The sequence below is a fragment of the Streptomyces sp. NPDC055025 genome, assembly GCF_053608565.1.
Map to the genome: position 1 here is coordinate 145,577 of NZ_JBSGVS010000006.1, position 12,160 is coordinate 157,736.

Here is a 12,160-nt window from a genome sequence, read left to right on the forward strand (position 1 = left end):
CGGGACAGGCCCGCCACTCCCCCGTGCGCGCCTCGACGAGACCCTGCGGGTCGGACCGGGCGGGGCGCTACGCTGAGCGGATGAGCGGACCCTGGACGGGCGGCCCCCGAACGGACGGACCCCGGACGAGTACGCCGCCAGAGACCCACACGGCCCACACGGCCCGCGCCGCCGACACGGCCCGCATGGCGCGCGCGGTCGGAGCGATCGTCGGTTCGGCCGTCGGCGACGCGCTGGGCGCGCCCTTCGAGTTCGGACCCGCGGGTGTCTTCACCACACGGTTCCCCGACGGCGCGGGCGAGATGTGCGGAGGCGGCGGCTGGGATCCCGGCGAGGCGACCGACGACACCCAGATGGCGGTCCTCCTCGGTGAATCCCTGCTGGAGCGCGGCGGTCTCGATCTTCCGGACGTCTTCGAGCGGTTCCGCCGCTGGGCGGCCGCCGATCCCAAGGACATCGGGCTCCAGACCGAGGCCGTGCTGATGAGCGGTGACCCCTGGGATCTGGCGGCGCCGCTGCACTTCCAGCAGAGCGGACGGGCGGCGGGCAACGGCTCGTTGATGCGGGCCGCGACATCCGCCGTGTATTTCGCGCCGGCCGGGCCGCGGGCCACCATGGCCGCCGCCCGCCGGATCGCCGCGCTCACCCACGGCGACCGCGCCGCCTGGGAGGGCACGGCCGTCCTCCATGAGCTGGTACGGGTGGCCCTCGACGGCGGCGACCCGCTGACGGCCGTACCGGACGCCCTCGGCCGGGTCCATGAGGATCACCGCGCGCGCTGGGCCGCCGTACTCGCGCCCGACTGGCACCCTGATCTGGCCACGGAGTTCAACGGCGCGGTGTGGCCGTGTCTCGGCTCGGCGCTCTGGGCGCTGCGTACGACGGACTCGTACGAGGCGTCGATCGGCGCGGCGATCGACCTGGGCGGGGACACGGACACGGTGGCGGCCGTCACCGGCGCGCTCGCGGGCGCGGTCCATGGCATCGCGGCGATCCCGGAGCGGTGGACGGAGCCGCTGTGTGTACCGCTGCCGGGGTACGGCGACCGGGTGCTGCGTACGGCCGAACTGACCGCGCTGGCGCGCTCCCTGGCCACCGCGGACGCCGGCCCTGCCCCGTCCGACGGCTGATCACCGCCCCCGGACCGGGTCAGTCCCGTCCCGCGCCCGGCGTCTCCGCCGTCTCCGGCGTCCCCGTCGTGCCGGCCAACCCCGCTATCCGCAGCGCCGCGTCCGCCGTCGCCTCCGCGAACGCCGCCACCGGGCGCTCCGGATCCGACCGGTGGACCAGGATCACACCCTCGATCAGCCCGAAGACCAGGTCCGTGCGGAGGGCCAGTCCGGCCTCGTCCAGTTCGGCGCCCGGCCCGGTCTCGGCGAGCAGTCTCCCGTACGCGTCCTTCAGCTCCGCCCGTACATGGTGGAAGCCCGCGAAGCGCTCCGCCCTCACCTCGGGCAGCAGATACAGCCCGCCCAGATTGTGCGGTCCCCCGCAGAGCAGCTCGACGTCCGAGCGGCACAGTTCCCACAGCCTGGTCCCGGCCGGCCGCTCCTCGTCGGCGAGCAGTTCCCGCGCCAGGATCAGCGACGGTGTCACGGTCGATTCGAGCAGCTCGGCGAGGAGATCCTCCTTGCCGCCGAAGTAGTGGTACATCGTGGCCTGGCGCATCCCCGCCCGCTCGGCGACGACCCGTGTGGTGGTGGCCGCGTATCCGAGCGTGGTGAACAACTCGGCCGCCGCCCGCAGCAGTTCGTCCCGCGCGGACAGCCCGCTGTCCGGCCGGCGCTCCGCGCGCGGCCGTCCCACCCGTCGTCCCGTCGTGGCCATGCGACCGATCGTCGCACACGCCCGGCCGCCCCGATCTTGCCGCAGACGGAGTGAGTATCCGGTAACTCCCGTGCAATGGCCGGGCAATTGCGCGGACTCGCCACGCGCTTAATTTCTGTCGGTCGACAGAAACGACACGACACGACGGCAGGGGCGGCACGGAAAAGGCCGCCAGCAGTCGCAGACAGCCACAGAAAGCCGCAGCGACCACAGCACCACAGCGACCGCGCAGACCGCAGCAGAGGAGCCGGAGGCCGAGCCATGGCGACAGCGACGACATACGGGGCCAGGGACCACGCCCGCGCACAGGCGGGCGCCAGGGCCGAGACCATGCCCGTGGTGCCCGCCACCGACTGGCCCGATCCCCCGTGCCAGGCCGGGCATCTCGTCTGGGCGGAGACCGTGGCCGGCGGCGGCTACACCCACCGCGCCGTGGCCCGCGGCACCGAGATCCGGCTCACCGATCCACGCGGCGACGCCTGCGCCCATCTGCTGCTCCACGCGGACGGCCGCCCCTGGGAGCGGCTCAACACGGCCGACACGGTCAAGGTGCAGTGGAACGCCTACGCACGCGCGGGACAGCTGCTGCTCTCCGGCCAGGGGCGTGTCCTCGCCTCGCTCATCGAGGACACGGCCGACGGCCGGCACGACGCCCTGTGCGGCACCTCGACCCTCGCCAGGAACACCGCGCGCTACGGCGACGGCGCCCCGCACTCCGCCTCCCCCGCCGGCCGTGAACTGTTCAAGCTCGCCGCCCTCAAGAACGGTCTGGAGCCGCGCGATCTGCCGCCCTCCGTCTCGTTCTTCCAGGGCGTGGCGGTACGGGAGGACGGCGCCCTGGATTTCACGGGCTCGGCGGGCCCCGGCGGCTCGGTGACCCTGCGCGCCGAGCAGGATCTGACCGTACTGATCGCGAATGTGCCGCATCCGCTCGATCCGCGCCCCGGCTATGTCTGCTCCCCGCTGGAGGTACTGGCCTGGATCGCCGCCCCGACGGCGCCGGGTGATCCGCTCTGGGACGCCACTCCCGAGGGCCGCCGCGCCTTCCTCAACACCACCGAGTACCTCGCCACGAGGGGGATCCGATGACCTCCACCCCGGCGACCGCTCCGGCGACCGCTCCGGCCGGCTCCGTCGTGATCCCCGCCCGCGCCCCCTGGTCGGCCGTCGTCCCCCGGGGCGCGTATCTCACACTGACCGATCTGCACGGCAACCAGGCCGTGGACTTCCTGGTGTACGACGCCCATGACACCGCCGTCCGCTACAGCGCGCCCGACACGATCCAGGCCCAGGGCGGTGTCTTCCTCACCACCGGCAGTGTGCTGATGTCGAACGAGCACACCCCGCTGATGACGGTCACCGAGGACACCTGCGGCCGGCACGACACCCTGGGCGGTGCCTGCTCCAAGGAGTCCAACACCCTGCGCTACGGCCATCACACCTGGTCGCAGCACGCCTGTATGGACAACTTCCTGATCGAGGGGGCGCGGTACGGCCTCGGGCCGCGCGATCTCGTGTCCAACATCAACTGGTACATGAACGTGCCGGTGGAGCGGGACGGCACGCTCGGCATCGTCGACGGTCTCTCGGCGCCCGGTCTGCGGGTCACGCTCCGCGCCGAGACGGAGGTGCTGGTCCTGATCTCCAACTGCCCCCAGATCAACAACCCTTGCAACGGCTTCGCCCCCACCGCCGTCGAAGCGACGATCGCCGACGCTCCACCCGGCACAGACCCGACGCCCGGCACCGGCGAGGCACCCGGCGGCGGCGAGGCACCCGGCGGCGGCATGCTCCGCACCGACCCGGCACCCGGCGCCGACGGGAGCCGCGGATGACCTTCGACACCCTCCTCGTCGCCAACCGGGGCGAGATCGCCGTACGGATCATCCGTACCGCCCGCAGGCTCGGACTCCGTACGGTCGCGGTCTTCTCCGACCCCGACCGCCCGGCCCCCCATGTGCGCCTCGCCGACGAGGCCGTACGGCTCGGGCCCGCGCCCGCCAAGGAGTCGTATCTCGATCCCGGCCTGGTGCTCGCGGCGGCCGAGGACACCGGGGCGGGCGCCATCCACCCCGGTTACGGCTTTCTCTCCGAGGACGCCGGTTTCGCCCGGCGCTGCGAGGACGCGGGTATCGCCTTCGTCGGCCCGACCCCCGCGCAGCTCGCCCTCTTCGGCGCCAAGCACACCGCGCGCGCGGCGGCGGAGGCCGCGGGCGTCCCGCTCACCCCCGGCTCCGGGCTGCTGCCCGATCTCACCGCCGCGCTCGCCGCCGCGGACCGCGTCGGCTATCCCGTGATGCTCAAGGCGACCGGCGGCGGTGGCGGGATCGGTATGCGCGCGGTGTACGACGCCGCCGGGCTCATGGACGCCTGGGAAGGGGTACGGCGCGTCTCCGAAGCCTCGTTCTCCTCCGCGGGAGTCTTCCTGGAACGGCTCGTGGAACACGCGCGCCATGTCGAGGTACAGGTCTTCGGCGACGGCCGGGGCAGGGTCGTCACCTTCGGCACCCGCGACTGCTCCCTCCAGCGCCGTCACCAGAAGGTGCTCGAAGAGGCGCCCGCGCCCGGCCTCCCCGAGTCCGTACGACGGCGACTGACCGCCTCGGCGCGGGAGTTGTGCGCGTCGGTCGACTACCGCTCCGCGGGTACGGTCGAGTTCGTCTACGACCCCGTCCGCGAGGAGGCGTCCTTCTTGGAGGTCAACACCCGTCTCCAGGTGGAGCATCCGGTCACCGAGGCGGTCCATGGCGTCGATCTCGTGGAGTGGATGCTGCGGCTGGCCCAGGGTGAGAGCGCCGTCGTACGGGAGCCGGACGCGCCGCGCGGTCATGCCGTCGAGGCGCGGCTGTACGCGGAGGACCCCGGCCGGGACCACCGCCCCGGCGCCGGGCTCCTCACCCGTGTCGCCTTTCCGCCGGAGCGGGACGGCGTACGCGTCGACTCCTGGGTGGAGGCGGGGACGGAAGTGACCACCGCGTACGATCCGCTGCTGGCCAAGGTCGTCGCACACGGCGCCGACCGCGCGGCGGCGCTCGCCGCGCTGGACCGCGCTCTCGACGCCACCCGTCTCGACGGTATCGAGACCAATCTCGGGCTGGTGCGCGCCGCTCTGCGCGATCCGGCCGTCGTCGCCGCCACGCACTCCACGGCGACGCTCGCGACCGTCACCGATCCCACCCCGCGTATCGAGGTGACCTCGGGCGGCACCCTGACCACCGTGCAGGACTGGCCGGGACGCACCGGCTACTGGCAGGTGGGGGTCCCGCCGTCGGGTCCGATGGACAGCCTCTCGTTCCGGCTGGGAAACCGCGCGCTCGGCAACGACCCCGGCGCACCCGGTCTGGAGTGCACGCTTCAGGGCCCCACGCTCCGGTTCGGCTCCGCCACCACGGTCTGTGTCACCGGTGCGCCCGCGCCGGTGACCGTGGACGGTACACCGGTCCCCCGGTGGGAGCCCGTGACCGTCCCCGCCGGGGCGTCGCTCGCGATCGGTGCCCCCGCCGGACGGGGTCTGCGGACCTATGTCCTGTTCGCGGGCGGCGGTCTGGACGTCCCGGACTTCCTGGGCAGCGCGGCCACCTTCACCCTGGGCCGCTTCGGCGGCCACGGCGGCCGGGCCCTGCGCACGGGCGATGTGCTGCACAGCGCAACGGCCGCCGGCAGCGAGCACACCGGAACGGCCGACGCGAGAACAGCCGACGCTGGAACGGCCGACGCGGGAACGGCCTTCGGTACGGGAGCGCCCGTCCCCCACGCCGAGCGGCCCGGCTTCCCCGGCCGCTGGGAGATCGGTGTGGCCGAAGGGCCGCACGCGGCACCGGAGTTCTTCACCGAGGAGGACATCCGGGCGTTCTACGCCGCCGACTGGAAGGTGCACTTCAACTCGGCGCGCACGGGCGTACGGCTGATCGGTCCCAAACCGCGCTGGGCCCGTACGGACGGCGGCGAGGCGGGACTTCACCCCTCCAACATCCATGACACGCCGTACGCGGTCGGGGCCGTCGACTACACCGGGGACATGCCCGTGCTGCTCGGCCCCGACGGCCCCTCGCTCGGCGGTTTCGTCTGCCCGGCGACCGTGGTCGTCGGGCAGCGCTGGAAACTCGGGCAGTTGCGCCCCGGCGACACGGTCCGCTTCGTCCCCGTCACGACCCGCGCCGCCGCCGGGCTGCGCCGCTCCCCCGCCACCGCACCCGCCCCGGACCGGCCGCCCATCGGCGACGGCGGCATCCTCGGCCGCCGCCCCGGGGTCACCTACCGCAGAAGCGGGGACGACAACGTGCTGGTCGAGTACGGCGAGATGCGGCTCGATCTGGCCCTGCGGATGCGGGTCCACGCGCTCGCGGGGGCGGTGACGGCCGAGGGTCTGCCCGGCGTCACCGATCTGACCCCGGGCATCCGCTCCCTCCAGATCCAGCTGGACCCGGACGCGCTCTCCCAGGAGGCGCTGCTGGCCGTACTGACCCGGATCGAGGACGAACTCCCGCCCACGGACGAGCTGGTGGTGGCGTCCCGTACCGTCCATCTGCCGCTGTCATGGGACGATCCGGCGACCCGCGAGGCCATCGCCCGCTATATGGCGGGGGTACGGGACGACGCGCCCTGGTGCCCCTGGAACATCGAGTTCATCCGCCGTGTCAACGGCCTGGACTCACCCGAGGACGTCTACCGCACGGTCTTCGGCGCCGAGTATCTCGTGCTGGGCCTGGGCGATGTGTATCTGGGGGCGCCGGTCGCCACCCCGCTCGACCCCCGGCACCGGCTCGTCACCACGAAGTACAACCCGGCCCGCACCTGGACCGCCGAGAACTCCGTCGGGATCGGCGGCGCGTATCTGTGCGTCTACGGCATGGAGGGGCCCGGCGGCTATCAGTTCGTGGGCCGTACCACCCAGGTGTGGTCGGGCTGGCAGCAGCGCGGGGCGTTCCGTCCCGGTGAGCCGTGGCTGCTGCGCTTCTTCGACCGGATCACGTGGTATCCGGTCGGCGCGGACGAACTCCTCGCGCTGCGGGCCGACATGGCCGCGGGCCGCTTCGTCCCGCGGATCGAGGAGGGGACCTTCTCGATCCGCGACCATGAGCGGTTCCTCGCCGCGAACGCGGACTCGATCGAGGCCTTCCGGACCCGCCAGGCGGCGGCGTTCGCGGTGGAGCGCGCCGCGTGGGAGGCGTCGGGGGAGTTCGCCCGCGCGGAGGAGGTGACCGTCCCCGCGCCCCCGCGCACCGGGATCACCGTGCCGGCGGGTGCCCGGCTGCTGGAGGCCGAGTTCGCCGCCTCGGTGTGGCGGATCGATGTCGCCCCCGGTGACACCGTGCGCGCGGGGCAGCCGCTGCTCGCGCTGGAGGCGATGAAGATGGAGTCCCGGGTCCAGGCACCGGCGGACGGGGTGGTGACGGAGATTCTGACCTCCCCCGGCGCACAGGTGGAGGCGGGCACCCCGCTGCTGATCCTGTCCCCCGCGCCGTCTCCCGCCCCGTCACTGGCGCCGCCGCCCGTGCCCTCTCCGGTGCCCTCTCCCGTACCCTCCTCCGCTTCCCCGTCCGTGTCCCCGGCGTAAGGAGCCCTCACCGCCATGCCCGCCGTACCCGCCCTGCCCTCCGTGTCCTCCGCGTCCTCCGTGTCCGGCACACCTGGCGCGGCCACCACCACGTCCGGCGCTTGCGCCCCACCCGTCCCACCGTTCTCCGCGCTCGCCCGGGTCCGGGCCGCCTATGAACGGATCGCACGCGTCGACCGCCCGGAGATCTGGATCACTCTGCGCCCCCAGGCCGAGGTGGAGGCCGAGGCCCGCGCACTCGACGCCCGAGCCGACGCCAACGCCCGAGCCGACGGCGCATCCGGTGATCCGCTTCCCCTCGCCGGACGGCTGCTGGCCGTCAAGGGCAATATCGATGTGGCCGGGCTCCCCACCACCGCCGGGTGTCCTTCGTACGCGTATCTCCCCGAGCGTGACGCCCCGGCCGTGGCACGGCTCAGGGAGGCGGGCGCGCTGGTCCTCGGCACCACCAACATGGACCAGTTCGCCACCGGTCTGGTCGGTACCCGCTCGCCCTACGGCGCCGTTCGCGCCGCCCATGCCCCGGAGCGCGTCTCCGGCGGATCCAGCTCGGGATCCGCGGTCGCCGTGGCCCTCGGCATCGTGGATCTCGCCCTGGGGACCGACACCGCGGGCTCCGGCCGGGTGCCCGCCGCCTTCAACGGCGTCGTCGGGCTGAAGCCGTCCCGCGGTCTGGTGCCCACCGAGGGGGTGGTCCCGGCGTGCGCGAGCCTGGACTGTGTCACGGTCTTCGCCCGCACACTCCCCGAGGCCCGGTCGGCGCTCGCGCTGATGTCCGTACCGCCGGGCCGCGAGGCCCCGCACCGTACGCCGGGACCGTGGCGGGTCGCGGTGCCGCCGCCCGACTCGCTCGGTCCGCTGGACGACGGCTGGGCGGAGGCGTACGAGGCCGCGGCGGCCCGGCTCGCGGCGGCGGGGGCCCGGCTGGTGCCCCTCGACCCGGCGCCGTTCACCGAGGCGGGGGCGCTCCTGTACGAGGGGGCCTTCGTCGCGGAGCGCTATACCGCCGTCGGCGCCTTCGTCGACGCGCACACCGGCGACACGCACACGGGCGACACCCACACCGGCGCGGCGGATCTCGACCCGACCGTCGCCGGGATCATCCGCCGGGCCCGTGACATCCCCGCACACCGGCTCTACGCCGACCAGGCGCGGCTCGAATCGCTGCGTACAGCGGCGCTGGGCGCCCTGGGGGACGCCGACGCGCTGCTGCTGCCGACCGCTCCCGGCCATCCCACGCTCGCGGAGGTGGCCGCCGATCCGCTGGGCGCCAACGCCCGGCTGGGCCGGTTCACCAACTCCACCAATCTCTTCGATCTGGCCGCGGTCGCCGTCCCCGGCGGCGAGGTGCGCGGCCATCCCTTCGGCGTCATGCTCATCGGCCCGGCGGGTACGGACGAGCGTCTGGCCGGTCTGGCCGCACTGCTCACCCCGCCCGTCAGGCTCGCGGTGGTGGGGGCGCATCTGACGGGTCAGCCGCTCAATCCACAGCTTCTGGCCCTGGGTGCCCGGCTGGTCCGTACGACGACCACCGCACCGGTCTACCGGCTGTACGCCCTGCCCACCGAGCCGCCGAAGCCGGGACTCGTGCACACGGGCCCGGCGGGAGCCGCGATCGAGGCCGAGATCTGGGAGCTGTCCGCCGAGGGACTCGGCTCGCTCACCGCCGCGCTTCCCCGTCCCATGACACTGGGCCGGGTGGAACTGGCCGACGCGACGACCGTCCCGGGCTTCCTCTGCGAACCCGCCGCGCTCACCGGTGCCCAGGACATCACCGCGTACGGCGGCTGGCGGCCGTACGCCGACGCACACCACTGACCGGCGGGCCGGCCGGAAGACCGACCGACCGGGCCGCCGGGCCGCCCGGACAGGGCGTCCGGCCGGCCACCGGCGTACGGCCCGGCGGGCGGCGTACGGAGCCGACCGCCGGGCACACCGCCTCAGCCGACCGAGCTGTACGCCACCACTCCGCGCAGCACCTCGTCGACCGCCTTGCGCGCGTTCTTCGCGACCGTGCTGTTCTCGCGCGGCGCCGCCGCCGCGATCTGGCCGAGCACATCGATGACCTGCTTGCACCAGCGGACGAAGTCACCGGCCGGCATCTCCGCCTCGCGCAGCACCTCGTCGAGCCCCTTGCCCGAGGCCCACATATAGACCGCCCAGGCGAACCCGAGGTCGGGCTCGCGCTGGCCGACGCCCTCCGCCTGGTTGATCTTCAGATCCTCCTCCAGGGCGTCGAGCCTGCCCCAGATATGGATCATCTCGCCGAGCGCGGCCTTCGCCTTGCCCGAGGGCAGCTTCGGTGCCACCGCGTCGTCGGACTGCCGGGCCTCGTACACCAGCGCGGAGACACAGGCGGCCAGCTCGGCGGGGGTGAGCCCTTCCCAGACACGGTCACGGAGACACTCACTGGCGAGCAGGTCCAGCTCGCCGTAGAGCCGGGCCAGCCGCTGGCCGTGCTCGGTGACCTCGTCGCCCCGGAGATAGTCCAGCTCGGTGAGGAGCGCGACAATCCGGTCGAACGTACGGGCGATGGTGTTCGTCCGCCCCTCGATCCGGCGCTCCAACTGGCGGGTGTCCCGCTGGAGCCGGTGGTAGCGCTCGGCCCAGCGCGCGTGGTCCTCACGCTCGTCACAGCCGTGACAGGGGTGGGCGCGCAGCTCCGTGCGCAGCCGGGCGATCTCCCGGTCGTCGGCCGCCGCCGCACGCTGCTTGCGGTGCCGCTCGGGCACGATATGACCGGCCTTCGAACGCAGCGCGGACGCCAGATCGCGGCGCGACTGCGGCGAGCGCGCGTTGAACGACTTGGGGATCCGCATCCGCTCCAGCGGCTCCACCGGGACCGGGAAGTCCATCGAGGCCAGCCGCTTGACCTGCCGCTCAACGGTCAGCACCAGCGGCCGTGGCCCGTCCTGGTGCTCGAAGCCGCGGTGTCCGTTGGCGCGTCCGGCCGGCAGCCCGGGGTCGAGCACCAGCGCGAGACCGGCGAACTTCCCCGTCGGCACATGGATGACATCGCCGGGCTTGAGCTTCTCCAGCGACGAGGCCGCGGCGACCCTGCGCTGCGCCGCGCCCTGCTTGGCCAGATCGGTCTCACGGTCCTTGAGATCGCGGCGCAGCCGCGCGTACTCCTCGAAGTCCCCGAGATGGCAGGTCATCCCCCCGCGGTAGCCGTCGAGCCCCTCCTCGTTCTTCCGCACCTGGCGGGAGATCCCGACGACCGACTTGTCGGCCTGGAACTGGGCGAAGGAGGTCTCCAGCAGTTCGCGCGAGCGGTGCCGGCCGAACTGGTGCACGAGGTTGACGGCCATGTTGTACGAAGGCCGGAAGCTGGAGCGCAGGGGATATGTCCGGGTCCCGGCCAGCCCGGCGAGCGCGCCCGGGTCCATACCGCGCTGCCAGAGCACCACGGCATGGCCCTCGATATCGATGCCCCGGCGCCCGGCCCGCCCGGTGAGCTGGGTGTACTCGCCGGGGGTGATGTCGGCGTGCTGCTCGCCGTTCCACTTGACGAGCTTCTCCAGCACCACGGACCTGGCGGGCATGTTGATCCCGAGCGCCAGTGTCTCGGTGGCGAAGACCGCCTTGACCAGACCGCGGACGAACAGCTCCTCGACGACCTCCTTGAAGGTCGGCAGCATCCCCGCGTGATGCGCGGCGATACCCCGCTCCAGGCCCTCCAGCCATTCGTAGTACCCGAGGACATGGAGATCCTCGCCCGGGATGGAGGCGGTGCGCTCCTCGACGATCTCGCGGACCCGGCGCCGCGCCTCGTCGCTGTTGAGCCGCAGGCCCGCGTACATGCACTGCTGCACGGCGGCCTCGCAGCCGGCCCGGCTGAAGATGAAGGTGATCGCGGGCAGCAGACCCTCGGCGTCGAGACGCTCGATGACCTCGGGCCTGGCCGGTGTCCAGATCCGGCCGCGCTGTCTGCGCTCGCGCTCCCGGTCGGCCTCGCGGATCATCTTCCCGCGTCTGCGCTCGCGCGGGTTGTACGTGCGCTGGTTCTCCATCCGGGCCAGCCGGACGAGATCGGGATTGACCTCCCGCTTGGCCACCCCACGGCCGCCGTGGTCGGACTCCTCCTCGAAGAGGTCGTACATCCGTCGGCCAGCCAGCACATGCTGCCAGAGCGGCACGGGCCGGTGCTCCGAGACGATCACCTCGGTGTCACCACGGACGGTGTCCAGCCAGTCACCGAACTCCTCGGCGTTGGAGACCGTCGCCGAGAGCGAGACGAGTGTGACCGACTCCGGCAGATGGATGATCACCTCTTCCCAGACGGCGCCCCTGAACCGGTCGGAGAGGTAGTGGACCTCGTCCATCACCACATAGCCGAGGCCGAGGAGCGACTGGGAGCCCGCGTAGAGCATGTTGCGCAGCACCTCGGTGGTCATGATGACCACCGGAGCCTCGGGATTGACGCTGTTGTCCCCGGTCAGCAGGCCGACCTTGTCCGCGCCGTAGCGCTTGGCCAGATCGGCGTACTTCTGGTTGGAGAGCGCCTTGATGGGCGTGGTGTAGAAGCACTTACGGCCCTCGGCCAGGGCCAGGTGCACGGCGAACTCACCGACGATCGTCTTGCCCGAGCCGGTGGGCGCGGCGACCAGTACGCCCTTTCCGCCCTCCAGGGCCTGGCAGGCCTCGATCTGGAAGGGGTCGAGCGCGAAGTCGTACATCTCGCGGAAGGGTGCGAGCGCCGTGGCCTGCTCGGCGGCGCGAGTCCGCGCGGCGGCGTACCGCTCGGCTGGGGAGAGGTCCTCTGTCATCTTGCTG

Annotated in this window: 7 protein-coding genes; 5 read left to right on the forward strand and 2 right to left on the reverse strand. The window is 72.9% G+C overall.

Features of this window, described 5'->3' with window-relative positions; translation table 11 throughout:
- Positions 1 to 185 precede the first annotated feature (185 nt).
- Positions 186 to 1,130: an ADP-ribosylglycohydrolase family protein gene (locus tag ACWGDX_RS06265; protein WP_453622819.1), complete on the forward strand. Its 945-nt coding sequence runs from the start codon at positions 186 to 188 to the stop codon at positions 1,128 to 1,130.
- A gap of 19 nt (positions 1,131 to 1,149) precedes the next feature.
- Here ACWGDX_RS06265 and ACWGDX_RS06270 read toward each other — a convergent pair whose 3' ends face one another.
- The gene (locus tag ACWGDX_RS06270) at positions 1,150 to 1,827 is read right to left on the reverse strand and encodes a TetR/AcrR family transcriptional regulator (RefSeq protein ID WP_453622749.1); all 678 of its coding nucleotides are present in this window, start codon (positions 1,825 to 1,827) and stop codon (positions 1,150 to 1,152) included.
- 261 nt (positions 1,828 to 2,088) lie between these two features.
- Here ACWGDX_RS06270 and ACWGDX_RS06275 point away from each other — a divergent pair, with 261 nt between their 5' ends.
- From ACWGDX_RS06275 to ACWGDX_RS06290, 4 genes are read left to right on the forward strand one after another with little or no spacing between them, the layout of a single operon-like run.
- Positions 2,089 to 2,916 (forward strand): urea amidolyase associated protein UAAP1, encoded by an 828-nt coding sequence (locus ACWGDX_RS06275; RefSeq protein WP_453622751.1) that lies wholly within the window; start codon positions 2,089 to 2,091, stop codon positions 2,914 to 2,916.
- The gene (locus ACWGDX_RS06280) at positions 2,913 to 3,662 is read left to right on the forward strand and encodes an urea amidolyase associated protein UAAP2 (RefSeq protein ID WP_453622753.1); all 750 of its coding nucleotides are present in this window, start codon (positions 2,913 to 2,915) and stop codon (positions 3,660 to 3,662) included. The genes ACWGDX_RS06275 and ACWGDX_RS06280 overlap by 4 nt, the downstream gene beginning before the upstream one ends.
- Positions 3,659 to 7,384, forward strand: coding sequence for an urea carboxylase (uca, locus tag ACWGDX_RS06285; RefSeq protein ID WP_453622755.1), 3,726 nt, complete (start codon positions 3,659 to 3,661; stop codon positions 7,382 to 7,384). Before ACWGDX_RS06280 ends, uca begins: the two co-directional genes overlap by 4 nt.
- Before the next feature lie 15 nt (positions 7,385 to 7,399).
- Positions 7,400 to 9,202 (forward strand): allophanate hydrolase, encoded by a 1,803-nt coding sequence (locus ACWGDX_RS06290; protein WP_453622756.1) that lies wholly within the window; start codon positions 7,400 to 7,402, stop codon positions 9,200 to 9,202.
- A 122-nt stretch (positions 9,203 to 9,324) separates the two neighbouring features.
- Here the strand turns inward: ACWGDX_RS06290 and ACWGDX_RS06295 are convergent, their stop codons facing one another.
- Positions 9,325 to 12,153, reverse strand: a complete 2,829-nt coding sequence (locus ACWGDX_RS06295) for a DEAD/DEAH box helicase (protein WP_453622757.1) — start codon at positions 12,151 to 12,153, stop codon at positions 9,325 to 9,327.
- Positions 12,154 to 12,160 lie beyond the last annotated feature (7 nt).

Bases quoted from the DNA above. Each gene is read 5' to 3' on its own strand.
- ACWGDX_RS06265 (WP_453622819.1), top strand. From the start codon at position 186: ATGGCGCGCGCGGTCGGAGCGATCGTCGGTTCGGCCGTCGGCGACGCG.
- ACWGDX_RS06295 (WP_453622757.1), bottom strand. From the start codon at position 12,153: ATGACAGAGGACCTCTCCCCAGCCGAGCGGTACGCCGCCGCGCGGACT.
- ACWGDX_RS06290 (WP_453622756.1), top strand. From the start codon at position 7,400: ATGCCCGCCGTACCCGCCCTGCCCTCCGTGTCCTCCGCGTCCTCCGTG.
- ACWGDX_RS06275 (WP_453622751.1), top strand. From the start codon at position 2,089: ATGGCGACAGCGACGACATACGGGGCCAGGGACCACGCCCGCGCACAG.
- ACWGDX_RS06270 (WP_453622749.1), bottom strand. From the start codon at position 1,827: ATGGCCACGACGGGACGACGGGTGGGACGGCCGCGCGCGGAGCGCCGG.
- uca (WP_453622755.1), top strand. From the start codon at position 3,659: ATGACCTTCGACACCCTCCTCGTCGCCAACCGGGGCGAGATCGCCGTA.
- ACWGDX_RS06280 (WP_453622753.1), top strand. From the start codon at position 2,913: ATGACCTCCACCCCGGCGACCGCTCCGGCGACCGCTCCGGCCGGCTCC.